Annotated in this window: 38 protein-coding genes; 5 read left to right on the plus strand and 33 right to left on the minus strand. The window is 42.6% G+C overall.

Annotated features, from left to right (window positions below; all coding sequences use genetic code 11):
- Nucleotides 1-723: 723 nt before the first annotated feature.
- Entirely contained in the window at nt 724-879 is a 156-nt protein-coding gene (locus IEY53_RS08425) for a hypothetical protein (RefSeq protein WP_189023879.1), read from the minus strand.
- 253 nt (nt 880-1,132) lie between these two features.
- Between IEY53_RS08425 and IEY53_RS36040 the strand changes: the two genes are divergently transcribed.
- Nucleotides 1,133-1,360: a helix-turn-helix domain-containing protein gene (locus tag IEY53_RS36040; protein WP_189023880.1), complete on the plus strand. Its 228-nt coding sequence runs from the start codon at nt 1,133-1,135 to the stop codon at nt 1,358-1,360.
- A gap of 248 nt (nt 1,361-1,608) precedes the next feature.
- On the opposite strand, the gene IEY53_RS08435 is transcribed toward IEY53_RS36040, so the two are convergent.
- The 8 genes from IEY53_RS08435 to IEY53_RS35705 form a co-directional block, all read right to left on the minus strand.
- Nucleotides 1,609-1,968, minus strand: a complete 360-nt coding sequence (locus IEY53_RS08435) for a LytTR family transcriptional regulator DNA-binding domain-containing protein (protein WP_189023882.1) — start codon at nt 1,966-1,968, stop codon at nt 1,609-1,611.
- A gap of 11 nt (nt 1,969-1,979) precedes the next feature.
- Nucleotides 1,980-2,099, minus strand: a complete 120-nt coding sequence (locus IEY53_RS08440) for an AgrD family cyclic lactone autoinducer peptide (RefSeq protein ID WP_189023884.1) — start codon at nt 2,097-2,099, stop codon at nt 1,980-1,982.
- Nucleotides 2,100-2,103: 4 nt separating this feature from the next.
- On the minus strand, nt 2,104-2,619 hold the full coding sequence (locus tag IEY53_RS08445; RefSeq protein WP_189023886.1) for an accessory gene regulator ArgB-like protein: 516 nt from the start codon (nt 2,617-2,619) through the stop codon (nt 2,104-2,106).
- Entirely contained in the window at nt 2,612-3,238 is a 627-nt protein-coding gene (locus tag IEY53_RS08450) for a hypothetical protein (RefSeq protein ID WP_189023888.1), read from the minus strand. Before IEY53_RS08450 ends, IEY53_RS08445 begins: the two co-directional genes overlap by 8 nt.
- Nucleotides 3,239-3,352: 114 nt before the next feature.
- The gene (locus tag IEY53_RS08455; protein WP_189023889.1) at nt 3,353-3,598 is read right to left on the minus strand and encodes a DUF7667 family protein; all 246 of its coding nucleotides are present in this window, start codon (nt 3,596-3,598) and stop codon (nt 3,353-3,355) included.
- A gap of 89 nt (nt 3,599-3,687) precedes the next feature.
- Nucleotides 3,688-3,861: a hypothetical protein gene (locus IEY53_RS08460; protein WP_189023891.1), complete on the minus strand. Its 174-nt coding sequence runs from the start codon at nt 3,859-3,861 to the stop codon at nt 3,688-3,690.
- 36 nt (nt 3,862-3,897) lie between these two features.
- A complete protein-coding gene (locus tag IEY53_RS08465) occupies nt 3,898-4,089 on the minus strand; it encodes a hypothetical protein (RefSeq protein ID WP_189023893.1) in 192 nt (63 codons plus the stop codon).
- 115 nt (nt 4,090-4,204) lie between these two features.
- Complete coding sequence (locus IEY53_RS35705; protein ID WP_268240760.1) at nt 4,205-4,330, minus strand: hypothetical protein; 126 nt, start codon at nt 4,328-4,330, stop codon at nt 4,205-4,207.
- A 138-nt stretch (nt 4,331-4,468) separates the two neighbouring features.
- Here IEY53_RS35705 and IEY53_RS08470 point away from each other — a divergent pair, with 138 nt between their 5' ends.
- Nucleotides 4,469-4,690 (plus strand): helix-turn-helix domain-containing protein, encoded by a 222-nt coding sequence (locus IEY53_RS08470; protein ID WP_229696051.1) that lies wholly within the window; start codon nt 4,469-4,471, stop codon nt 4,688-4,690.
- Between the two features lie 69 nt (nt 4,691-4,759).
- Here IEY53_RS08470 and IEY53_RS08475 read toward each other — a convergent pair whose 3' ends face one another.
- From IEY53_RS08475 to IEY53_RS08490, 4 genes are read right to left on the minus strand one after another with little or no spacing between them, the layout of a single operon-like run.
- Nucleotides 4,760-5,239 (minus strand): YhjD family protein, encoded by a 480-nt coding sequence (locus IEY53_RS08475; RefSeq protein WP_189023895.1) that lies wholly within the window; start codon nt 5,237-5,239, stop codon nt 4,760-4,762.
- 14 nt (nt 5,240-5,253) lie between these two features.
- A complete protein-coding gene (locus IEY53_RS08480; RefSeq protein WP_189023896.1) occupies nt 5,254-5,553 on the minus strand; it encodes a hypothetical protein in 300 nt (99 codons plus the stop codon).
- Nucleotides 5,546-5,845, minus strand: a complete 300-nt coding sequence (locus IEY53_RS08485; protein ID WP_229696052.1) for a LexA family protein — start codon at nt 5,843-5,845, stop codon at nt 5,546-5,548. The genes IEY53_RS08480 and IEY53_RS08485 overlap by 8 nt, the downstream gene beginning before the upstream one ends.
- Entirely contained in the window at nt 5,761-5,958 is a 198-nt protein-coding gene (locus IEY53_RS08490; RefSeq protein ID WP_189023898.1) for a hypothetical protein, read from the minus strand. Before IEY53_RS08490 ends, IEY53_RS08485 begins: the two co-directional genes overlap by 85 nt.
- Nucleotides 5,959-6,111: 153 nt before the next feature.
- Between IEY53_RS08490 and IEY53_RS08495 the strand changes: the two genes are divergently transcribed.
- Nucleotides 6,112-6,978, plus strand: coding sequence for an ATP-dependent DNA ligase (locus IEY53_RS08495; protein ID WP_189023899.1), 867 nt, complete (start codon nt 6,112-6,114; stop codon nt 6,976-6,978).
- Nucleotides 6,979-7,003: 25 nt separating this feature from the next.
- Nucleotides 7,004-7,678 carry an SOS response-associated peptidase gene (locus IEY53_RS08500; RefSeq protein WP_189023900.1) on the plus strand — a complete coding sequence of 225 codons (675 nt, stop codon included), beginning with the start codon at nt 7,004-7,006 and terminating at the stop codon, nt 7,676-7,678.
- A gap of 64 nt (nt 7,679-7,742) precedes the next feature.
- Here IEY53_RS08500 and IEY53_RS08505 read toward each other — a convergent pair whose 3' ends face one another.
- The gene (locus IEY53_RS08505; protein ID WP_189023901.1) at nt 7,743-8,648 is read right to left on the minus strand and encodes a discoidin domain-containing protein; all 906 of its coding nucleotides are present in this window, start codon (nt 8,646-8,648) and stop codon (nt 7,743-7,745) included.
- Nucleotides 8,649-8,807: 159 nt separating this feature from the next.
- On the opposite strand from IEY53_RS08505, the gene IEY53_RS08510 reads away from it, so the two are divergent.
- Nucleotides 8,808-9,074 (plus strand): hypothetical protein, encoded by a 267-nt coding sequence (locus IEY53_RS08510; RefSeq protein ID WP_189023902.1) that lies wholly within the window; start codon nt 8,808-8,810, stop codon nt 9,072-9,074.
- Nucleotides 9,075-9,107: 33 nt separating this feature from the next.
- Here the strand turns inward: IEY53_RS08510 and IEY53_RS08515 are convergent, their stop codons facing one another.
- The 19 genes from IEY53_RS08515 to IEY53_RS08600 form a co-directional block, all read right to left on the minus strand.
- Nucleotides 9,108-9,326 (minus strand): hypothetical protein, encoded by a 219-nt coding sequence (locus tag IEY53_RS08515; protein WP_189023904.1) that lies wholly within the window; start codon nt 9,324-9,326, stop codon nt 9,108-9,110.
- Between the two features lie 15 nt (nt 9,327-9,341).
- Nucleotides 9,342-9,584, minus strand: a complete 243-nt coding sequence (locus IEY53_RS08520) for a hypothetical protein (protein ID WP_189023906.1) — start codon at nt 9,582-9,584, stop codon at nt 9,342-9,344.
- A 182-nt stretch (nt 9,585-9,766) separates the two neighbouring features.
- Entirely contained in the window at nt 9,767-10,117 is a 351-nt protein-coding gene (locus IEY53_RS08525; protein ID WP_189023908.1) for a hypothetical protein, read from the minus strand.
- A gap of 89 nt (nt 10,118-10,206) precedes the next feature.
- Nucleotides 10,207-10,575 (minus strand): hypothetical protein, encoded by a 369-nt coding sequence (locus IEY53_RS08530; RefSeq protein ID WP_189023910.1) that lies wholly within the window; start codon nt 10,573-10,575, stop codon nt 10,207-10,209.
- 28 nt (nt 10,576-10,603) lie between these two features.
- Nucleotides 10,604-11,578, minus strand: a complete 975-nt coding sequence (locus IEY53_RS08535) for a hypothetical protein (protein WP_189023912.1) — start codon at nt 11,576-11,578, stop codon at nt 10,604-10,606.
- Nucleotides 11,579-11,885: 307 nt separating this feature from the next.
- Nucleotides 11,886-12,419, minus strand: a complete 534-nt coding sequence (locus tag IEY53_RS08540; protein ID WP_189023914.1) for a hypothetical protein — start codon at nt 12,417-12,419, stop codon at nt 11,886-11,888.
- A 103-nt stretch (nt 12,420-12,522) separates the two neighbouring features.
- Nucleotides 12,523-12,945 carry a hypothetical protein gene (locus IEY53_RS08545; RefSeq protein ID WP_189023916.1) on the minus strand — a complete coding sequence of 141 codons (423 nt, stop codon included), beginning with the start codon at nt 12,943-12,945 and terminating at the stop codon, nt 12,523-12,525.
- A 154-nt stretch (nt 12,946-13,099) separates the two neighbouring features.
- Complete coding sequence (locus IEY53_RS08550; protein WP_189023917.1) at nt 13,100-13,321, minus strand: phage holin; 222 nt, start codon at nt 13,319-13,321, stop codon at nt 13,100-13,102.
- Nucleotides 13,322-13,323: 2 nt separating this feature from the next.
- Nucleotides 13,324-14,124 carry a M15 family metallopeptidase gene (locus IEY53_RS08555; RefSeq protein ID WP_189023919.1) on the minus strand — a complete coding sequence of 267 codons (801 nt, stop codon included), beginning with the start codon at nt 14,122-14,124 and terminating at the stop codon, nt 13,324-13,326.
- A complete protein-coding gene (locus IEY53_RS08560) occupies nt 14,111-14,500 on the minus strand; it encodes a hypothetical protein (RefSeq protein WP_189023921.1) in 390 nt (129 codons plus the stop codon). Before IEY53_RS08560 ends, IEY53_RS08555 begins: the two co-directional genes overlap by 14 nt.
- Before the next feature lie 185 nt (nt 14,501-14,685).
- Nucleotides 14,686-14,979, minus strand: a complete 294-nt coding sequence (locus IEY53_RS08565; RefSeq protein WP_189023922.1) for a hypothetical protein — start codon at nt 14,977-14,979, stop codon at nt 14,686-14,688.
- An 18-nt stretch (nt 14,980-14,997) separates the two neighbouring features.
- Nucleotides 14,998-15,204: a hypothetical protein gene (locus tag IEY53_RS08570; RefSeq protein ID WP_189023923.1), complete on the minus strand. Its 207-nt coding sequence runs from the start codon at nt 15,202-15,204 to the stop codon at nt 14,998-15,000.
- Nucleotides 15,205-15,332: 128 nt separating this feature from the next.
- Entirely contained in the window at nt 15,333-15,764 is a 432-nt protein-coding gene (locus IEY53_RS08575; RefSeq protein WP_189023924.1) for a hypothetical protein, read from the minus strand.
- Nucleotides 15,764-16,300, minus strand: a complete 537-nt coding sequence (locus IEY53_RS08580) for a hypothetical protein (RefSeq protein WP_189023925.1) — start codon at nt 16,298-16,300, stop codon at nt 15,764-15,766. Before IEY53_RS08580 ends, IEY53_RS08575 begins: the two co-directional genes overlap by 1 nt.
- Before the next feature lie 39 nt (nt 16,301-16,339).
- A complete protein-coding gene (locus tag IEY53_RS08585; RefSeq protein WP_189023926.1) occupies nt 16,340-18,553 on the minus strand; it encodes a phage tail protein in 2,214 nt (737 codons plus the stop codon).
- A gap of 92 nt (nt 18,554-18,645) precedes the next feature.
- Nucleotides 18,646-19,491, minus strand: coding sequence for a hypothetical protein (locus tag IEY53_RS08590; RefSeq protein WP_189023927.1), 846 nt, complete (start codon nt 19,489-19,491; stop codon nt 18,646-18,648).
- Nucleotides 19,492-19,595: 104 nt separating this feature from the next.
- Complete coding sequence (locus IEY53_RS36045; RefSeq protein WP_373293826.1) at nt 19,596-19,703, minus strand: CD1375 family protein; 108 nt, start codon at nt 19,701-19,703, stop codon at nt 19,596-19,598.
- Nucleotides 19,696-20,082: a hypothetical protein gene (locus tag IEY53_RS08595; protein ID WP_189023928.1), complete on the minus strand. Its 387-nt coding sequence runs from the start codon at nt 20,080-20,082 to the stop codon at nt 19,696-19,698. Before IEY53_RS08595 ends, IEY53_RS36045 begins: the two co-directional genes overlap by 8 nt.
- A gap of 11 nt (nt 20,083-20,093) precedes the next feature.
- Nucleotides 20,094-21,215: a hypothetical protein gene (locus IEY53_RS08600; protein WP_189023930.1), complete on the minus strand. Its 1,122-nt coding sequence runs from the start codon at nt 21,213-21,215 to the stop codon at nt 20,094-20,096.
- Nucleotides 21,216-21,219: the final 4 nt, after the last annotated feature.

Below are 21,219 nucleotides of genomic sequence, written 5' to 3' on the forward strand. Positions count from 1 at the left end.
TATCCGTCTAAATTGTATAATAATACAATTTAAGTGGCCCTTCCCCACACAACTTGGAGTAGGATCGACTTTGGCATTTCGAATGGACGCTACCGGGACCGGCTGTGCAAGGAAGCGGACTCAGGTGCTCTTATTTGAGGCAACGAAGGGTGTTGTCCTTTTTGACGGACTCAGGTGCTCTTATTGTATGATCTCTAGCCCAAAACGAGGGTTAATGGATCATTTAGCGGCTTTTGAGTCCGTTTGACCAGAAAAATGAGCTGATTTCGCGAAATAACGTTTCTCCGTTCCGTTCAGTCTGTCAACAGATGACAGATACCCTATTACTGAATCCAGAGCGATGCTTGGCTGTCCCCTGAAGAAACGTTGTAACCAGGCGGCAGGAAATTGGAAAGTGCTCGTCAGTCTGGAACGGTTGCGGTACCAAAAACAGGGACCCAAAACGCAAAGCAGCGATTCTCCGGATAACGGGAGAATCGCTGCTTTTTGTGGCTTTTAGGATGCAAAAGGACTGCCCATTAATTATGAGACAGTCCTTTCGTGATCCATACGGTGTATATGATGGGTTAACCGATCGAACCTTCCATCTCAAACTTGAATAAATCAATTTTTCATTACATACATTATAATGAAGAAACAGCTTCTTTTAAGCCGTTTCTTCATTTACGCTTTTCATCTTGTATCTTACTTTGTCATCTTGAATCGGCACAAAATCGGCACGGATTATTCTTTTATATAAACAGTATCAGTCCAAGAAGGCGTTACAATAGTAGCCACCATCGGTGCCTTAATTTCTTCTGATAATCGAATTGCTTCTGTAAGCATTGTAGCGAGTTCAATATTTAAATCCCAAGGTATTTTAATTGTATGCTTTTCCATTCATAGAACCCCTTTGGTGAATTAAAATTTTATAATGTCATTACCGTGTTATAAAAAATATGTTAAGCTAAAATTGAACAATGGAATCATGCGCTTCAATTCAAAGACTCGCCCTAGCCGGTGAGTCTTTGCTTTGTTCCAAAATACTCTCATTCTATATACTGAATTATTAGATTCCACCCCCAATGTATAATATGTTATAATTCGCTCGAAAACATATTAAACTATTTTTGATGTTTGGAGGTATTTCCAGGTGGCACTTCGTCACGGGAAGTGCCTGTTGCGTAATATACGAACATCAGCCGGTATGACCCAAGAAGATTTGTCAGAACTCTTGCTGACAGAAGTGGGTTTGGCGGTTTCGGTAAAGACTATCTCCAAGTACGAAAACAATCATCAGATAATGCCCTCTTTAGTTTTAAGGGGCATCTGTATTGTTCTTGGTTGTTCGGAGTCACAAGTCTATCAATGGCCGAAATAACGCAACAGGACGGAGTAGATTTCTTGCTCCCCGATGACACCGACAAGCAGTAAGAGTACACCTTTTATTTTGTCAATAAAAATTCCCCCGGAGTAATATAATTACACTTTAAACTATTTAGTTGTATAATGTATAGCCAATCTCGCAACCTCAATTGGATTGATTATATTTCATATTTCGACAAACTTTTCAAAATAAATGTGATATAATGGTTGGTCTAACATTAAAAAAAGCTTCCAAAGGGAAGCTTACGTTAAAACTACGCAATTCAATTCTTTGACTAATAGATTAAATTTTTCTTTGGCGAACGGACAAAACTTTCCGTTCATGCCTGCTTCGAAGTAACCCCTATAAAACCTCTGGTCCATCACTTCTACCTTACTTAAATTAATCACACCGTTACGATCTGCCCGAGCGAAATTGTAACCATTGTTGTTAAGCATTTCAACCCAATAAACCAAGGTTCCCACTGTATAAAATATTTCAGTTTTGGTATGAACAAGAATCCTGTTTATTGCCCGATCGTACTCAAGAAACAATATGTGGTTTATCTCCAAGGGACCGAGGCCCTCTCCATTAATTTTTCTTGTCACTGAGATCTCTTTCATCGAATGCACTCCTATTTCAAAAGTTCTTCGGGAGTTTCGCCTTGATAAACAAACAGAAAGCTTGCTGTTGAAACAACTCCCGAGGCAAGGGTTGCAAGAAGTGTTGCAGTAGCATAGGCCAAGGTCTTCATTGAATCACCTCCTTAATTTAATCAAAGTCAAAGCCTGAGCCAAGAATCCAGCCGCAATCACTGGCGAATTGATAATGAAATTCAACCCAATCAGAAAAACTGAAGCAACTTTTAATAATGGGTAATACTTTTTAGGAATCCTTGATTGTCTTTCGATCCTCGAAGGAGCATATGCCAATGCGAGTAAAATACCGATCGCATTAAAGGCTGTTGTCATCCCGAAACCGAAATCAGAAAAAGAAATGAGTGTCATTAAGGCGGTTGTTAACGCCACGCAATACATACCAGATTTCAGGTGTACGCCTCCCGATATCTGCCTTAATAAAGCAAAGGAAACGAGCGAAAATGCCATCTCAGGAACTTTATTTGTAAACCCACTTATTAAAAAACTGAGCAAAACTATAGTTGTAGCATTTATTAAAATTGAAAGAGAGAACTTCAAAACATCTACTGATGCCGGATGTGTTGGCGCGTGTTTCTTTATACTTAAAGCAAATTTTAATGCCAAGGCCTCAATCATCTTCCTTCTCCTTTTTAAAGGAGTAGTAAAGGAAATATAATAACGATACTACAAAGAAGATGCTCAACTTGCTTATATTTTCTTGATACATCAAGACTGCAAAAGTCATAGTTGTCACCAATATAAACAGCACAACCACAAGGCTTTCTTTTTTTAACCTCAGCTTTTCAAAGTCAAAACTGAATCCTAGTCCATGCCTGTACAAGAACCACGCCAGCAAAGTGTCTACTAAAAAAGAAAGAGACTGAAGTGCATATCCATTTGCGGCTGAATCCTCTATGTTTCTAATCGATCCGAACACCAGCAACAACAAGGAAGCTTGCAAAATACTAAATAATAAATATCCCGTTATTGTTATAATACCGGCTCCCAAAACGGGTTCTCTAACAATGATCGTGATGAATAGAACGAAAAGGAAGATGTTAATTACTGGAACTAAATACGAAAGTGATAGTTCATTTCTCAAAATGTAACTTTGTAAGTTCATAACCAGAATAGTGAACAACGCGGGCCAAATGAACTGCGTTATTTTAAGCCTGAAAACCGAAAGCATTAGTGCAAGCAATCCTACCCCCTCAAGAGTCGAAAAAAACATAAACCTCACTGGCTCCCATGACAATTCACAACACCGCCTGACATAATTTTCATTCAATGCATTAATTATATATCCGTCTTAGGTACAACGTATACTACTTATTTACTACTAAAATAGGTCTATCAGGCGGCAGTTTATTCAATATCCTTTAACCAACTTTCCAGAGCGACGGAGCCAATCCATCTTAACCATGATATCCACTTCCCATGAGGTGTCTTGTGTGGTTTGGGCCTGCACAAGTTGATTGTTAAGGGTGTTATAGTCCCAGCAGTACCTGGCATTAACAGCAAGGCACTGCTGCAGCTCCTTACCGTGCTTGTCAGAGAGCGTACCGGCTTTGTGCATGTGGTACATTTCAGCCAAGCGAAGGTGTACGGGCAGCATTAGCGCCGCCCCCGCACTTTAATCAGCGCGATAACCGATAAGACCAGCGCCGCTACAACGATCACCCATGTAATTACGTTCAGCATATTTTATCCCTCCCTGATCTTTTTCAATGCCAACTTAGCTTCTACCAATAAATCCTTGCAGTCCTCTGCAACTTCTTCGCCTTCCCAGTCAACTACATTCCGTTCCAATTCAAAAACTCTTTGCTCCAGCGCCAACTGTATTGCAATCTTTTCTCCAGGCGTGAATCTCATATTCATTCTCCGTTCCTTTAGAGGGGCCGTAGTCTCATGTTTCTACAGTTGGTTTTTGAAGATAAACTTTGCCTGCTGGAAATATTCCGTTTCCGCTATTTCGTTACCTTCGACCAGAACTTTGAATTTTGGCATAACACGGGTTTCAAACATGGTTGGTATTTTTGCTGAATGGTCTCTTACTTCAACCGTTTGACCATCCTTGTTTGTGCTTCTCATTTTCACATTGTTCATATCCCATATCTCTCCTGCGTACGCCTTCCGGCAGATTTATCAAGTGGCAACCGATTTGCCATTTATGTTATGATTGGGTGGAGAGCAGGGGCCCTAACCCCTACTCTCCGGGAACCTATTTACGTTTGCCGCCACGGCTGCGTTTGGTTCCTTTTTTGTTGTCTTCCTGAGCTTTCTTCAGCAGCGTAGCTGCTGTAATGAGCTGAATGATAGCTGTCAGGAATATAACCCAATCTTTCATGTATTGTTCTCCTTTCCGGAAGCCGCTATGTTTTACTTCCTGAATATAATATATACTAAATAAAACATATTGTCAAACAATTTATTTGCTTTATTAAATATATTATTCTATAATGTGGACAAACAGTATGAAAGGAACATGGGTATGGGATTTTCATTCAAACCGCTTTGGCGGTTGCTTATCGACAAGGACATGTCTAAAACCGAATACCGGGAAGCGCTCGGCCTATCCTCTGCCACGCTCGCTAAAATGGGAAAGGGCGAGTATGTTTCTATGGAAGTATTGGACAAGACATGTAATCACTTTGGTGTACCATTACATGAGATTGTGGAACATGTAACAGAGGCGCCAGAGGTATAACCCAGAAAAATCACAAGTGATTTTATTAAATGAAGAAGCCCCGCCAGTATAATCACTGACGGGGCATTGTTATTTTAGATGCTCTTTTAATGTGTCTCCTAGTTCTGCTGTATACTTGGTCAACCGCAGGCTAATCTCGGTACGCATTACATCCCGGGTCATTCCAAACCTATCTTGATACCCCCGGCAAAAGACTTTATGGTATATAACAAACTCATCCTGCTCATCCGCAATAAACCGGACATTCCGCTGCTTGAGCTCCTTCTGCAGCCGATAGGTATCCTGCATAATCCTCCGTTGTATGGATTCTCCTGCCAGGACAAAGGCTCGCTTAAGTATGCTGCTGGAGTGATCCAAATCTCGCATGCTCTTGCCCACCATTGTATCTATATGTGGCAACAAAATGAGGTCCCGTATCATCTCACGCTCATCATTAGTAAGCATCTTGCTACCGGCTCCCTGGTCCTTATTCTTCTGATCGTACTGATCCACATGATCGGTAAGTAGCATCTTAGTTTTCCACCTCTCATTACCGTCTAATTTACTCATTTTGTACTGCCCCCTCAGTGATTCATCCAGTAATCTATGTTAGGTCCACGTCCGGCGCTCTGTGTGCCTCCCTGAGGCGATGTGTCGTATGATACGTTACGTTCCCACCCCTCAATTATTATAGCCGTCTCAATAGGTGCAGACGACTCCCATAGTATGTATTGCTCCGCTGCCAGCGCTTTGAGTCCTTTGATTATCTCCGCAGGCTGCCGCCCGCTCAATCTTCGCAACTCCTGGATCTTTGGCATCCGTCTGAAATGATACCGGAACTGAAATATGATCCGCAGCAGCTTGCGTGGGGTATCATCAAGCACGGATTAGCACCGTAAGTGCACGTGGAGTTTTTCCCTCTCTCTTGATATATCCTTTTGCCTCCAACTTATCCAGCAGCACTTGCACTGTCGAACTGGATGTGAGTTCGATTTCCTTCATGATTTCTCGTACGGTTGGCGGATACCCATGGTCCTCTGATAGCTTAATTATTGCTTGCAATGCTGCGTACTGTCGTTTTGATAATGGCTTCAAGCTACTACACCTCTCTTTATAAGTCTCCAAGCAAGGATATTTCCTTTCAGGAATACGCGTGGGGACCCACTGGTCAGACATGTAGCTCTAATACGGTCATCGCGAATAGCGTTCACCTCTATTTTACGCTGTGTAATTTCCCCTGACTTTGCTTGATATACGATTTCGATGGTTTGACCTACTGCCATTTTCATCTTTACCGCCTCCGAAATAGGAACGTTTGTTTGTATTATAACCGAGTCTGCAATTTTTAATCAATGGAAAAATAGAACAAACGTTCCTTATTTCCAGCACTTACCTCACCAATTGTTCCTACCTGACATTTATAATTAGGTAGAGGTGAAACTATGTTTATAAGTCCTATGCTGCTGCAGACGGCTTCCGGGCCGTTTTCACACAGTGATTATATATATGAACCAAAGATAGACGGCCACCGGTTGATATACTCCCAGCAAGCCGGGAAGGTCAGGCTATATACGAGGCACAACAACGAATGCACCCGGCAGTACCCGGAACTGCAGCTTTCCTTTGACGACGACATTATCCTTGACGGCGAGGTTGCCTGTGTTGATCCGGCCACCGGTGTATCTGATTTTGAATCGGTCATGAGTAGATTCCAGGCGCGCCGGGCGGATAAGGTCCAGCAGCTCACAGCCAGCCTGCCGGCTTATTACGCTATCTTTGATATCCTGCAATACAAAGGCCAAGATCTGCGTGGGCTGCCGCTCCTGCGCCACAAAGAGATACTGGCAGGATTAACCCTCCCCTCCAGTAGCTATGGCGTAGTGCCGCATATAGACGGTGCAGGTGAGGCGTTATTCCAGCAGATTGAAGCCCAGAGAATGGAAGGTGTCGTCGGAAAGCGCAAAAGCAGCATCTATGAGACCGGGCGACGCTCCCACGCTTGGCAAAAGGTAATCAACTGGACCTATGTGGATGTTTTTATCACAGGCTATCGAAAGCAGGAGTTTGGCTGGCTTGCTGCGGTCCCGTCCGGTACGTCCGATAGGCTGCGCCCGGCTGGGATAATTGAGCTCGGTGCATCACCGCTCCACAAGCAGGCATTTAGAGGCGTTGCCCAGCAGCTTGTTAAAGGCGAGGATAAGGAGTTTGTACACCTAGAGCCCCGGATGCGGGCCAAGGTGCGAATCAGGAACTGGACTAAATCTGGTATGTTACGGAGCCCAGTGTTTGACCAATTCATATTAGGATAATATAAATAATATGGAGGTGGTGTACATGTGCGGGAGATATACGATCACCGTAACAATGGAAGAGTTAATGATTAGATATTTAACGGATGATGCTACCATTACGCATTATTCACCAAATTATAATGCGGCCCCCATGCAGTATATACCTGCTGTGATCGGCAGCAGTACCGGTAACAGGTTGGGTGAGCTTCGATGGGGCTTGGTACCGTCCTGGGCAAAGGACGACAAGATTGGTAGCAAGATGATCAATGCGCGGGCCGAGACGGTTGCAGAAAAGCCCGCCTTCAAACGTTTGCTCAGTTCCCGGCGCTGTCTGATCCCATCTACCGGATTTTATGAATGGAAAAAGGAAGGCACTCATAAGCAACCCATGCGAATCTTGATGAAAGACGACAGCATCTTCTCCTTGGCTGGACTGTACGACACATGGACCGATCCAGATGGCAATAAACTTAGTACCTCTACAATCATAACAACAGAGCCCAATAGTCTAATGGCCGATATCCATAATCGTATGCCGGTGATCCTTCGTCCGGAGGATGAGGCCGACTGGTTGGGACGTGATAATGATGATGTACAGTCATTACTTGGGCTGTTGAAACCTTATCAGGCGTCCAAAATGAGGGCTTATCCAGTTGACTCTTCTGTAGGTAATGTGCACAATAACTCTGTCGACCTTATACAAGAAATTGCCCAATGAACGTAAAACAACCCCGCCGACCACTTAAGGTTGACGGGGTTGTTTGCGTTACTTTCTTTTATGCTTATAATGAGTATTCATCTACGCTAAAAGTCAGGATTTTATCGAATATCACATAATCTTTACGATTAGTGAATGGTCCTTTATTATTGTCATGCTTGTTTATTGCATACGATGCGCTTCCTGTACCACCTTGTTTGTTCTCGTACCAAGTAATGAAGGCATTCACTTCATCCATGCTCAAGTCGAACTCTTTTTCAAGGCCGGTATTCATCGTCACGACGAGAAAGGCACGGTTGCCTATCGGCTGCTCTGGAGATGGTGACGGAGTTACGGTTGGTGTTGGTTCAGGTGTGGCTGTTGCCGTAGGTTCCGGAGTTGCCGTTGGCTGGGGGGGTGCAACCTTCTCAATCATAGCAAGTTCGTGAATGGTGAGATTTACAGTAAGACCAGTCTGACCATTATTAGCAGATATATTTATCCTGTAATATTTATATTCGGTGTCATTATTGAACTCATATGATTTTTCCTCTCCTAATATCCAACTTGTGACATTGCTTTGAGTATCTAGGACTACCCAATTACTTTTGTCATTCGATCCCTCAAATGTCCAGTCTTTAGGGTTGACTCCAATTGTATGACTATTTGATTGATTAGAACCATAATATATTATATATTTAGTTATTACTTTCGCGGTCGGAAATTCGTATGCAAGCCATCCTGTAGTCTTTGATGTTCCCCATGCCGCGTAATTAGTATTAGTTGTACTATAGTATTTGATACCATCGAACGCCTTCCAAGCCGGAGTGCCGGAAAAAGCTTCACTTGCTGAGACTATTCCTGATGGAGAGGTATTTGATGTCATTATTGGAATTGCACTTTTTTCAACTACTGTATCTGCTTTTGTACTAGAAACAAAACTAAAAATTAATAGTAAGGACAGTATTATGGGTGTAACAATCTTCTTCAATCAAATCATCTCCTTTAATATGTATGCATCAAGCCTACACTAATAAAGGGCGAACAAACAGTCTGTTATTCGACAAATATTTACATTACAATTGAGAGTTATAGAGGTAAAATGTGGATAGAGAGTTTTATGAAAGACTAAAAATCGTGAGGTGCTTATATGGACAATAAGGAAATACGACAAGGTGTGTCCATGAATGATAAGGAAGTACGAAGAGAACTCCGCGCTGCCGTTTTAAAGGGCGAACAAATGGTAGTCTTTTTATCGCATAATGGCGAGCGAATTAAGGGAGTTGCAGATCTTTCAAATGATCCAGAAAGAATAAAAATCAATACGGAGGAAGGGCCTGTATGGGTGCCGATAAGCGAGGTTGAGAGTGTATCGAGGGTAATCAGGTTGAGGATTGAAGGAAAAACTGAAGATTAAAAACAAACCCGACAGGCATATACGCCCAGCGGGTTATTTTATGTATGCTCTAAATTCAAAACGTTCACGCATAAACCAACTGCTAGCAATCTTGATTGTTTCTGGTGAATATCCCTCCACTAGCCCGCCATAATCCATCAGGTGGCCGATTGGGTCCGGATCTTCTCGGTACCAAACAGATACCTTTGATTGGGCCAGGGCAGCCGTTAGGAAGTCTGTATCACTCTCCAGGACTTTGTATGTGTTGTTCAATTAAGTCGCCCCTATCTAAAAAGGGAACTGAGTAAGCGAGACTATTAGAAGTAAAATACCAATAACCGAGGATAGAGCAGCCATTTTATCTTTAGTTTTAAAATATGAGGCCCCTCCATTAAATATCAATGCTCCACACATCCCCAACATTGTCCAAGACATTACCACCTGATCCTTTTCACCGAAAAAAAATGATATGGCCAGAATGATTGTTGCTGCACTTAACAAAATACCAATTGCCCTTAGTACTTTCAGCAAGACATTCACCTCCACAAAAGTAAGACCCTGCACTCTGGCAAGGGCGGAACTTCCGAACTCAATAAATTAAGTATAGTTCAAATGGAACATTATGTATATGAACTCTATATCACTGGTAAGGAAAATTATCCTCACACGAAAAAGGGCCTCCCACTGAATTAATGGATGGCCCTATATTAGAATTAGGCTAAAAAGGTTAACAAGCCAAGGTTTTTCGCTAACGTTGAAGCAACTGAGGATAATTTTATCGCTTCTGCTAGTCTACTAAAAAATTTGGCTGCGCGTGCTTTGTTCCCACTTGCGGCAGCTTCTTTAATCCTTTCAACGTCTGCGAGGTTATCGTCTCTTTCTTCGGGATCTGCGATTGTACTCTTAATTTCTTCAATGAGTTTAGCAAATAATTCTTGTGTAGGACCATCTAAACCCGATTCATAGGTTTGGTTATTGTGATCACCTTGGAAGTTGGCATTACCGGTGAAGGTAGCACCAGCAAAATTATTACCATCCATCTTTCTAGAATTATCATTATTCACGTGAATGCCTCCATTGATTGACAACTGATTTACTGTAAAACCCATTTTGAATATGTCACTAAGAGTTGTGCCTATGGCAGGGATATCTTTTAATTGGGGAGAAGACATACCTTTATGGACTTTTTTTTTACGTGATCAATGTACGGTGGTAGAAAATCAAAAGCTACCCAAACTCTATCCGGATCAGGAATGTAGTCGATTCCACAAATACTACAAACTTTCCAATCATCTGAAACGAGATCTGGAGAAACTACAGCGAAATCACTATCTCCATCAGGGCACTCGACTTCGTAATAAACCTTCAATTTACGACCTACTTGTGAGTACAGGTACTCAGTGACCGCTTTGATATCAGCAATACCACTTTGGGCACAAACGAAATGTGGGGAGAAATGCTTTTTGTTGTTCTGAGCCATAATTTCAAGAGTGTCGTCCAGTAAAAATTCATGCTCCAACATTTTTCTCCCCCCATTCCAAGGTTATAAATTATATATTCGCTGATGGAGAATCTAATTCCTCTTCAGTGACAACTTCCTCATCTGTGGATTCAACTGTAGCAAATTTTATTTTCAAAATCAAATCAAATACATGTTGAATAGCCTCTTCACCAACGTTGGATCTAAACCATAGCCCCTCATCAGTTATTACATATGAAATTTCATCTTCAAACCCAAATGAGTAGGTAAAATTGAAAGTCAGCGTCTTTTTCTTCATTGGTTGATTTCCAAACTCTTCTTGGTATTGCAATTCATCCTCTAAATCCAATACTTGAGTGCTTGCAGTGACTTCTTTTGTAGCATAAGCACCTTCAGTCATTTTATGCTTAGCAGCTCTTAATTTTGCATTGAGCTTAATTGCAAGTTCTCTCGCTTGTGTTTCTGTAAGCTTTGTTAATTTCTCCCAAACCGGAGTATCTTGTATTTCCATGATGTCCAACATTGCTGATTTAAAAACCCGGTTTTGCGATTGGCTCGCTCTTACTTCTACAGCAAAGGGAGAAAAATGAATCACAACATAATCAAGAACTTGCGCTTTTCGAATTACAATTTCATAATTTTCAAGGTACCGTCTCGGTGAGCCTAGATACGAAAAAGCGAGTACCATTCTGTCTCCTACCTCAGTTGCTTTTATGAGTTTAGGTTCAGAGTCCAACTCAGGACGAAGTCCTCGTCCAAAAAGAGCCCCACTAAATTTTTTTATAAGAAAATCTTTAAAAAACTCTTTATTTTGCCAATCCGGTGACAAGTCACTCATAATCATATGGACGTTTACTGCTGTAGCACCAGCATATTGAAACTGATCCGCTATTTCCTGTCCCACTACCGGTTTCTTGTCGGCTATCGTCTTGGCCATATCTTCGATGACTGATAACTTAGTTTCCTTGTCTAACTTTTCATTTTTCAAGATTTGTTTCAGTACACCAGAAGGAACCTGCATTGCTAATACATCATTTAATGCCAATTTTAATCTCTCCTCTATTTTCGAAGAGGTATGAGCAAGTCCAAAAAAGCCTCGAAATACTGGACAAAACGGTAAGATTTCGATATTATAAAGATGATAACTGTAATTGAGTGCCGAATACACTCAAGCTTTTATGGACATGGTGGCTCATATCGCTTCATGTCTATTTTTCTGTATTCTAACCTATATTCTGGAATAATGATAGTCTTTTATTGAGACTATTTTCCTAAAAAACGACAAAAAGTCCCACCAGCCGGAGCCAGTGGGCAAAATCGCGAACGTTTGGGAATTCAATTGGAAATATGTATTAATTCAGAAACATAGAAGCATTATTATCACTCAAGAATATACTTTCGGCTTCTCCTTGTTCATTAAACATAAATGATATATGATAAAAACTTTTTCTTTCTTCCGAATTAACCTCTATATCGGTAAGATACTTTTTGTTTATCGAATCATAGAGATAGTCTAAATTATTTTCATGAATTTCTATGGCTTGGTCCTCACCATATATTTCTTTCATTTCTCCTTTATTCATATTGATTTCTGCGCCTTGTATGGTCTTATAGACTCCTTTAGATTCTTCACCCAATGAAAGAAGCACCACCGAATTGTCCCTGTATAAGACTTCCACTCCATTCTCGTAGCTCAAGTAATTCTTATTTCCGCTTGCTTCCCCCAACACCTTCTCTGCTGCTGCGCGACTCATACCATATTGCACAATTTGTTTTTCATCATCAACTCTTACAATTGCAAGGTCATCTGTGGATAATCCACTGTTCGACGCCCCGCAGGCAGTGAGCAATACGAGCATCAACAATAAGACAGCACCTCGACGCATTTCTTTCCCCCCCAAGAATTTCCCTAAAGTTTACCACGAGAGAGTAAAAGAAAAAAGCCCACCAGTTAGAGCCAGTGGGCATAATCCCGAACGCACAAAATTTTTAGTCAGAAACCAGGATAGCGTCGAAGCTTTCAGGACCGACACGAATTGTTCCAAGCAAGTTAGAAGAAACAAATGCTGTGTAAGTCAATTGCGGGGTGATCGGCGGCACAAAGTCATCAGCAGAGAAAGTAATTACCTGCGAAGCCAGAACACTGAGATTGAAAGTCGACGTGGCCGAGTAAACCAGTGGATCAGTGGGCAGCGTTCCTCTGACAATCGTAATTGTAATTCCCACTAAAGCCAACGGAACTGTTACGGATATCGTACCTTTAAGCAGAACACGCGGATTGGTCGTAACTCCTTGCGTTACCAGCCCAACTTGTCCAAAAATCTGTGGAGTATTAATAGCCAGGATCGGAATTGCAATAGAATTGGCATAGCTGGCATTCTGTGATGTTCTTCCGTCTACATAAGTTCCCATATAAAGACCTCCCTTCTTTTTAAGATATAGTATTATATGCTAGAAAGGACATGTTGCTTGGTCATTTTATGTGGGAACAATGATGGGTTATTTTAGTCAATGCAGTTAGGACCAATAGAAACTATCCTCCTCACAGTACGGGTCTCACTGGAGGCTATTTTATTTTTTCATCTCCGTATCCCTTGCCCACTTCCGGGTTACTCACGATCCCCAGCACAACCAGGATACCCAGCACCGCATTCACTGCTGCTGTAACCTCGTCATATTTCTCCGGGGCCAATTGGAACCCGAAGATTGCTCCTATAGTCTGTACCCCCAGCAGCACAGCAGCTGTGAGCGATACCCACAGTCCGTAGTTACGCCATTTGTTTTTCATGATTATTTCACCTCAGATTTGAAGTTTTTAAAGAACGAAATGAGAGCCTTGTTCGCTAATCCTGCATTAACCAGCATAGTGATAACGTTCAGTTCGATCTTGGACTTTTCTGCCGAAGTAGTTATAATCCCAGCGTCCTTGGCGGCCTGTATTGCCTTCTCATAGTCCTTCGCATATGTTTCCTCGCCAGAGATATTCAAACGCTTCTCCAGCGCTACAAGGCGTTCCTCTTGTTCAGCGACGATTGATGCCAACTCTGTAATTTTACTCATGTCTTCTTTTACCTCCTCAGTAAGTCGATCTATTTTTGCTTTAGCGATAGCCATGGCCGTTTCAGTCGGCTTCTGGCCCGCCCGCAGCTGGGATATTTTAAGGCCGAACGTGATTTGAAAATGTGGCGCATCCTTTATAGACACAAAATCCCCGCCCCACTTAAACCCTAGCGCTTTGGCCTCTTGGACCACCTCTGTCCAGTCCGCTACTTTATCACTGTCACCGTCACGTTTTAAATCCCATGATACGGATTTCCCGTCAGGCAGTAGCAGCGCGAAGTCAATGGCCAGACCATAATTGTGGTAACTGGTCCCGCCTTTGGCATTGGTGACGATTTTACCGGGCTTTGTCCGCCCCTGGGCATACAGAGCGTCTTGCTCCTCGATGGTGCGCAGTCCCTGAGTGATCACTATATTTACTCCCCGGGCATAACTGCGCTCGATCAGCGCGACAGCAGCAGCCAATACCACCGGATGCAGCCCGACCAACCGCTTACTTGATTTTGCCTTTACTTGCTCAAGCGTCAGCATCGTCTATATCCTCCTCGATCTTCTTATCCAGTCTCCGCAACTGCACGAACTGGTCATAACGTCCTGTCCATGTCAGCCAGGCCAAAGCAATCAACCCGCCGGTTGTCCCGATCTGGGCCAGCGTCCAGCCCTCCAGCAGCCAGACGGACAACTCTGGCGATGCAAAGCCAAAGACTGTCGACGCGCGGATCAGCAGTACGATGGCCATTTTAAACGTGTAAGCAGCCAAGAAAAAAAGCATCGCCAGCATGAAGACACTGACAACGCCTTTTTTAAATCGTTCGTGGAAATACGACCTGTGTTTGAACAAAATGTATACCGCCGTTACAATAGCGATTACGTAAAGCAATAACAGTATGATATCAATGATACCCATGGTGATCCCCCCGATCATAAACTAAATACTTGGAGAATTTATTACGCTCGATTTCAGCCTGTATTTCTTGAGACATGTTCTTATAAAGGCCGATAGAGAGCGCTACCCGGCGCGAAGATTGGTCTAACTCTAGTTCTCTTTCCCGGTGCCGGGGGAATAAGCGTTGAATCCATTTCGTCAGCACATTATCCACCCCTATCCTCTTCATTATCTGCGTGATGGTCTGTCTTAAGCCTCCTGAATACTTCAAGCATTGGCTGCATGAATTCTTTGCGCTCACCATCCAATATTTCTTGAAGCCTGTCGTTGTCTTCAAGAGCTCTATCCAGCATCTCACGCGGAACCAATTTCCCCGTTGCAACATCTCGCCATTGCTTCAAAACGATGATCAGCAAAATGAAGACCAGCAGCACGGCGAGGCCGTATTTTTCTGCCAATGGTAATAATCTTTCAATCTCAGAGATACGCTCTGCGTTCATTCCCCCGCCCCTTTCTCTCTATGGCGTTTCTTTTGTATCTTCTTCTGCCGTTTGTTCCTTAGGACTTAGAGCAACCAACATCTCCCCGATACGTTGATCAACTTTCTCTAATATCTCAAGTTGCCGTCCCGGGAAAAATTCCATGACTGTAATAATAGCCTCAGTAATTTCTTCAGCCGGTCTGGTAAGGTCGATTGACAATTCTATCTTCTTAATGGATACCAATTGTTTCTTGCCTCCTTCTAGACAAAAGTAAAAGCCCCTCCCAATCTGGGAGAGGCTTTTCTACTTATATCTTAATGGAGTTTATATACTGTTCTTATACTTTATTAATACGGTAATTATGGGGCTTCTTATTTCGATTCTTCAAGCACATTTAAGAACTGAGTTATAGCTTCATTCGCAGACTTTATATCTTCCTTTTTCTTACTCCCCGTATTGGCAGAGTATACGAAATAAGAGTTCTCCAACATTATAACCTTAGTCTGCAAACTTCCTTGTTCCTCAGTCAAACGAGGATTTCTTAGATACTTGTCATGATATTCACTGACTTGTCGCTCCTCTTCTTCCGTTAATGGTTCTAGATTTTCGGATTTAGAAGCATACATGTCAATGATGGATTTCGTGTCCGCCTCAAACGTATCAACAGATCCCGTTGGAACCGGTAGACTCTCGCCTCTTTCGAAAGCAGACTTTTTAGGGTCATTGGTTACATGATCAATGGCTAAAAATCCAACTAACAATACAATAATGGCAGAAACTAAAATGATGATCCTTCTCTTCATCACTTACTAGCATTCTCCAGTGCTTTTATTTGAGCATCTATATCTGTTAGTTGTTGTTGAAGAGACGCAACCTCTGCTTTGGTTTGTTGAAGTATTTGCTTGTACTGATCAAGTTGCTCCTGGTGTAATTTAGGTTGTAGCTTTGCCGCTTCTTCCTGAATGGGAATTATATTATTTTCTAAATCCGTTATTCGTTCCTGATGCTTATTTAGGTCTGTAGAAATTTTATTGTGTTGAGACTTCAAATCTGTCAACGTCTTTGCTTCGTTCGTTGAAGTGGCGTTGTTTGAACTATCTCCCATAATAATTTTTTTCCCTTCTATTGTTAATTTTGCACCTGTTGCATCCGAAACCGCACGAACTGGCGCATATGCCGTTCCGCTGATAATAACAGCGTCAGCTACTTTCGCCCCATTCTTTTCTACTGTAAATAGACCCTGTACCTTCTGTCCGATAAGGCTTGCAGAATCCGCGAAGGCGGAAGCGCCCGCAAATAGCATCGCACCCACAATTAATCCAGATACAAATTTTTTCATTCTGACAACCTCCGTAATAGTATTTTCCTTATAGTACCATTACGGTTTAGATGTTGCATAGGTTCCCCCGCCAGTGTTTGGTAGGTTTTGTGCATTCCCATGATTATGAGGAGGTAACGTTACGGTATGTGTATGACTGTAAATATACGACCACAATGAAGTAATTGAAGATTGCAAAGAATTTAGCTCTACTTGTAACGTAGTGCTTCCACCATTCGAAAACAATGCCCCCCACGATGGAATTCTTACGCTACCTCCTGAACTTGGCATCAAATTTACATCTGACCCCATTATTGATGCATTTCCATATCCAGACATAACTAGCCCTAAAGTTGGTGAATTATACATTGACGATTCGTTACCGTTAGCCTTGAATATAATACGGGACACGCCGCCATCATAAGCTGGTATTAAAATTCCGCTGTTAGCATCTGAATAAACGCCAAACGCAACACTCGACGGATCGATAACCACTCTTGGGTATAACGTAGATGAAGTTCGGATCAATGCCCCTGTAATGGTACCTCCAATAATTTCTCCGCTTGCATAGATGTTTCCTTCAAACGTTCCGCCTCTTGCGTTAATCGTCCCTTGGAACGTCCCATCTGCTGCATATACTGATCCAGCTGTATTAACTACGAAATTTCCGCTTCCAATGTTGATTGAAGAGCCAATGATTGCTCCACCCGAGAAATTTGAATTAGCAATGGACGCATAATTAGCTGTCAATTTGTTGGCAACCAGATTCCCAGCCATATCCACCCTGAAAGGTGCATCGTTAAAATTGGCGTGTCCTGCTGCTATACCGTTGGTGTTGATTTGAGTAACGGCATTCCCGGTTCCGATCAACATTGAAACAAAGCTACCGAACTGACCCACAACCGTTTCTGCCAAAACACCATCAGCAGTAATTGCAGCTCGTATTGTATTCCAACCATCTGTAGATATCCCTAACCCTACCGAGGTATACCTTACCTGACGCAAATGATTATTTTTATCCCTTGCTAATATACCGCCATCCTCTGGATAAATCAGTTCCGTTTTTGAGTTATTGATATCTGTAATGACTTGCTTGGCTACTGCCTCAAAGAGTTCCGTCCGAATCCGTCCATTTGAATACAAGTTATCTACAAGCTTTTTACTCTTATCCAGGTCAGCGATGATATCATCCATATCTCTTACTGTGACATTGGATAAGGTTGCCTGTGTATGCTTCTCCTTCGTATATGGATATTCCGTTAACTCCATGATACGAGCCTTGAGATTAACCAATTCTATGTCTGGGTCGTGGCAATAGGCGGTGTCTCCGAGGTTTGGCTTTGGTTCTCTGTTATTTATTTTATACAGGTCTGCACTGTCAGCCGTAACCTCGAAGCTTGGTATCTCCTTCTCCCTCAGGGTTTTCCGTCCAGCCTCCAACAGGTCAGATACTTCCTCGATATCTTGCTCAATTATTTCCCCGTCGAAGAACGGAACGGAATTACTCGCCCAAGTTGCGGCATAGGGAGAAATAAGGTAATTTACTTGCAGGATTCCGTTAACGATTGCCCCCGGTACGACCTCCAGTAACGCCCTCTCTTCGTTTGTGAGGATTGATGATGATTGTCCTATCCACGTCCTACCGTCCTTCATTTGGCAGTACAGACGGGTTACAAGCGATGATGCGTCATCCTTGAATTGGTCGGAAACGATGTTCTTCTTTATCCGGTACTGTAATCCGTTATCTGCTCCGATCCGCTTCTTGAGATGAATCACGAAGTTATCTGGTTCAACTTCACAGCCATACATTTCAATGATCTTGTTGAGTGCCTGGAGACAGTTCCCTTGGACGAAATCCTTAATATCGAACAAATCGAAAGTATCATCTATCGAAAAGGTGAAACGTCCCCCAGTGGCCACAGAAATTAAGTTGGTCAATTGCGAAATATGAACACCATAAGCTTCATCGATGTAGGAGGCGTATGGGAATTTGAAATCTGTAAGTTTGAACATTACGTGCGTACACATAATGGATGCCGTAAGCTTCCTATCTTCGCGGACTCGGGACCGGCTGTTAATTACATAATATTGTCCTCGTTCATCTTTGACATGACCTTTGATCAATATCTTTTCAAGGTAGTCTTTGGAGGACATTGGAACCAAAAAGGAAAGCTCGTAGTCAGAATTAATACGCCGCTTTCTGGTGATATCATAAGATTTGACCAGCGCGCCGATAGGAACCATATTCTTGTCGTAAGACTGTAAAAAGTCCATTAGCCACCTCCTTATTTGCTCAGGAAAATTTTCCTTAACATAAAAACAGCCCCCGGGGATCCGAGGGCAAAATAAAAACGCCTCAATGGGCGTTAATATTTAGGTTGATTTATTTTTCCTTTATTTGTGATAACAATCTGATTCCCAGGTCTGTCAGTCCAAAATATTAAATTGCCCACCTTCTCCACGCCTTGGCCACTTCCGTAAGTCGGAGGTTTAATTCTCTCAACAAACTTGAAGGAATGTCCATCAAAATGATACTTATCCATTCCCTGTGCATAATTTTCCCCATATTTATTTGAGCCGTGTAAATTCCCATAAAGATCATCACCTTCAAAAAATATTCCTTGATACCCACCTTCTCCTCCGAACTGTTCGGAAAGTGGGTAACTCTCCAAAAATTTGAAATTGGTATCGAATCTCCTTATTTCATTCTTATCATGATACACTACCCAAAATGATTCCTTGTATTTCACTAATGACTCCGCAGTGCCTTCTCCGATATCATAGGTCTTGATTTGTTTTAAATCAGATAGTCTATATTTTACTATTCTACTAATTCGATCTTTCTCTGGCGGAGATGAATTAAAATTATACACAGTTGCATATAGAAAATCTCCAGAAACATAGCAATCCCCAAAAGACATAAAGCGTTTATGACTATCCATCCCAATGTATGCCTTTGTTTTCTCTTTTATAAAGTTTCCTTTTATCCCATAGACTGAAATAGTGTTCGATAGTGAGAATTTTTCATTTCGATCAGTAGTGACATAAATTAATTTACCGTTTGATCCCACACCCTGCCAAGCTCTAAAATTTTTTTGCATTTTTATTATATTGACTTTGTCGTCGTCCTTGTGATCAATTGCTTGAATGCCATATTGCACTAGCCCACTCAATCCAATTAATACGCACATACCAGTGATGATCTTCTTCAAGAAGATCCCTCCAATTGTTAAATTTATCTAAACAAAGTCAATTATAGTATCAAGTTCAACAACTTACAATGAAAAATCAAATAATCTATGGGAAAGTTGGCATACTATCTCAATAATTCCTGTACTGCATTTTTCCAACGCAATGGGACATCATCAATTGTCTTTAAATGCTTTTGGATTAAGTCAAAGTATACCTTTGCCAAACTACTCACCTCCAATCAGGATAGCAATTTCTGCGAGCGCCAGTTGGACCTCTGTCTTGTCAACTTCTTGTGCTTCAGCCAATTCAGTCAAAGCTAGCTTCAGCTCCATATTTTCGATTCTAAGTTGTTCAATATCGCTCAACTCTGGCGGATGCGCTGCTTGGTACTGCGTCCATAGCGTCGTTAGTTCCTTGGCGTCTCGCTCTACCATTTGGTCACCAGGGACATGCCAACGCGGTATGACGCCGTTATACCAGAGGTCAAGGTTAAAGTGCCTGCCGCCGCCCTCAGAGACGAGGATATCCCCGTCCTGGGATTGCTCAAAAGCATCAGAAAAGGCGCGGATCACGTTGCCGTTAGCATCCACGCGGATATAGTGTTTATACATGTCGTCCCTCCTTATAGTTCGGCATCGGCAGATACTTCAGCCCTAATTGATTGATTAAGATACGGCAACGCACTCAAGTTAATTGTGCGCAACCCGTCAGCATCTTTTATCCCTGCTGTTGCAGTAACGCCGAGCGCGGTGTCATAAACACCTTGTAATGTCCCTATAGTCACTGTTGGATTTACCCGCATTCTTTGTGGCCAACTCGCCAATGCTGTGTAAACCTGGTCAACATAGGAGTACACAAACTCATAGCGGGATTTACTAAAATACCTCCGGCAAAGCGACAACTCTTCGTGGTAAGTACGGGGCTGGAATGGGACATCGGCAGTGCTGAGTTGTACCTGTGCAATACCGATGTTACCAGCAGCTAAAAAAGTCTCAGATGTGGAAGCACCGAAACGGGAACTGAAGTTTGCTCCCCACATCAACCAAAACCGTATCCCCAAACTATCATCTCCATTGCTACCGAAAGTCTTCCCCACCAGTGTTTGTGTATCAAACACCACTGTGTAACGAGCCCAACCCGCCGTGAGTGTTATGGCCTGCCCTATCAGTTGCTCCGTAGCTGACGGCGACCCCCCAGTCCCGTAGGATTGCGCTATATTGACGGCAATCTTTTTGCCTGATATTGAACTAAATGCCCAAAAGCTTAAAACAAGTTTTTTCCCGGCTCCACAAAGATATCTCGTCCCCCGCTCGATGAGTTGAGTGATGAGATAATAAGCGTCTGTGCCGTACCCTGATCCGGCTCCGTTAACAGATACATTATAGTAGTTTGCACCACCCGGTATAGCGCCAGCAACGAGCGTGGCCTGAGAGTGTACTATTGACGTAGGAAATGTCCCTACTCCCCCCGCTTCCATCCGATAGCGATCCAACGTGTACGTCCCATAACTCGGATTAGTGAATGTAGCCCCGCGTTGGGCCACCTCAAAGCCACCATTTATAATCGCCTGCCGGTTTACGTTGTACGGGATATTGTCCGCCGCTAGAAACAGCGTATCCCCGCCGGAAGCATTACCGATATATAAGTCCTTGGTATCCGTAGCATAGACCAGCTCGGCAATATCTCTCGGCGCCGCTTTGATCTGCGCAATCGTACCACGCTTGATTTGTATCTTATTTGCCATAGTG

The sequence above is a fragment of the Paenibacillus albidus genome (genome assembly GCF_014644435.1).
Classification (GTDB): domain Bacteria; phylum Bacillota; class Bacilli; order Paenibacillales; family Paenibacillaceae; genus Paenibacillus_AQ; species Paenibacillus_AQ albidus.

Excerpts from the sequence above, each read along its gene's own strand:
- IEY53_RS35705 (WP_268240760.1), bottom strand. The coding sequence starts at position 4,330 with ATGAAAGATTGGGTTATATTCCTGACAGCTATCATTCAGCTCATTACA.
- IEY53_RS08475 (WP_189023895.1), bottom strand. The coding sequence starts at position 5,239 with ATGAGTAAATTAGACGGTAATGAGAGGTGGAAAACTAAGATGCTACTT.
- IEY53_RS08530 (WP_189023910.1), bottom strand. The coding sequence starts at position 10,575 with ATGTTGGAGCATGAATTTTTACTGGACGACACTCTTGAAATTATGGCT.
- IEY53_RS08545 (WP_189023916.1), bottom strand. The coding sequence starts at position 12,945 with ATGGGAACTTATGTAGACGGAAGAACATCACAGAATGCCAGCTATGCC.
- IEY53_RS08550 (WP_189023917.1), bottom strand. The coding sequence starts at position 13,321 with ATGAAAAACAAATGGCGTAACTACGGACTGTGGGTATCGCTCACAGCT.
- IEY53_RS08500 (WP_189023900.1), top strand. The coding sequence starts at position 7,004 with ATGTGCGGGAGATATACGATCACCGTAACAATGGAAGAGTTAATGATT.
- IEY53_RS08580 (WP_189023925.1), bottom strand. The coding sequence starts at position 16,300 with ATGAAAAAATTTGTATCTGGATTAATTGTGGGTGCGATGCTATTTGCG.
- IEY53_RS08595 (WP_189023928.1), bottom strand. The coding sequence starts at position 20,082 with ATGTATAAACACTATATCCGCGTGGATGCTAACGGCAACGTGATCCGC.
- IEY53_RS08565 (WP_189023922.1), bottom strand. The coding sequence starts at position 14,979 with ATGAACGCAGAGCGTATCTCTGAGATTGAAAGATTATTACCATTGGCA.
- IEY53_RS08560 (WP_189023921.1), bottom strand. The coding sequence starts at position 14,500 with ATGGGTATCATTGATATCATACTGTTATTGCTTTACGTAATCGCTATT.
- IEY53_RS08465 (WP_189023893.1), bottom strand. The coding sequence starts at position 4,089 with ATGAACAATGTGAAAATGAGAAGCACAAACAAGGATGGTCAAACGGTT.
- IEY53_RS08470 (WP_229696051.1), top strand. The coding sequence starts at position 4,469 with ATGGGTATGGGATTTTCATTCAAACCGCTTTGGCGGTTGCTTATCGAC.
- IEY53_RS08555 (WP_189023919.1), bottom strand. The coding sequence starts at position 14,124 with ATGCTGACGCTTGAGCAAGTAAAGGCAAAATCAAGTAAGCGGTTGGTC.
- IEY53_RS08440 (WP_189023884.1), bottom strand. The coding sequence starts at position 2,099 with ATGAAGACCTTGGCCTATGCTACTGCAACACTTCTTGCAACCCTTGCC.
- IEY53_RS08575 (WP_189023924.1), bottom strand. The coding sequence starts at position 15,764 with ATGAAGAGAAGGATCATCATTTTAGTTTCTGCCATTATTGTATTGTTA.
- IEY53_RS08435 (WP_189023882.1), bottom strand. The coding sequence starts at position 1,968 with ATGAAAGAGATCTCAGTGACAAGAAAAATTAATGGAGAGGGCCTCGGT.
- IEY53_RS08510 (WP_189023902.1), top strand. The coding sequence starts at position 8,808 with ATGGACAATAAGGAAATACGACAAGGTGTGTCCATGAATGATAAGGAA.
- IEY53_RS08455 (WP_189023889.1), bottom strand. The coding sequence starts at position 3,598 with ATGCTGCCCGTACACCTTCGCTTGGCTGAAATGTACCACATGCACAAA.
- IEY53_RS08585 (WP_189023926.1), bottom strand. The coding sequence starts at position 18,553 with ATGGACTTTTTACAGTCTTACGACAAGAATATGGTTCCTATCGGCGCG.
- IEY53_RS08495 (WP_189023899.1), top strand. The coding sequence starts at position 6,112 with ATGTTTATAAGTCCTATGCTGCTGCAGACGGCTTCCGGGCCGTTTTCA.
- IEY53_RS08490 (WP_189023898.1), bottom strand. The coding sequence starts at position 5,958 with ATGAAAATGGCAGTAGGTCAAACCATCGAAATCGTATATCAAGCAAAG.
- IEY53_RS08485 (WP_229696052.1), bottom strand. The coding sequence starts at position 5,845 with ATGTCTGACCAGTGGGTCCCCACGCGTATTCCTGAAAGGAAATATCCT.
- IEY53_RS08540 (WP_189023914.1), bottom strand. The coding sequence starts at position 12,419 with ATGCGTCGAGGTGCTGTCTTATTGTTGATGCTCGTATTGCTCACTGCC.
- IEY53_RS08600 (WP_189023930.1), bottom strand. The coding sequence starts at position 21,215 with ATGGCAAATAAGATACAAATCAAGCGTGGTACGATTGCGCAGATCAAA.
- IEY53_RS08425 (WP_189023879.1), bottom strand. The coding sequence starts at position 879 with ATGGAAAAGCATACAATTAAAATACCTTGGGATTTAAATATTGAACTC.
- IEY53_RS08460 (WP_189023891.1), bottom strand. The coding sequence starts at position 3,861 with ATGAATATGAGATTCACGCCTGGAGAAAAGATTGCAATACAGTTGGCG.
- IEY53_RS08445 (WP_189023886.1), bottom strand. The coding sequence starts at position 2,619 with ATGATTGAGGCCTTGGCATTAAAATTTGCTTTAAGTATAAAGAAACAC.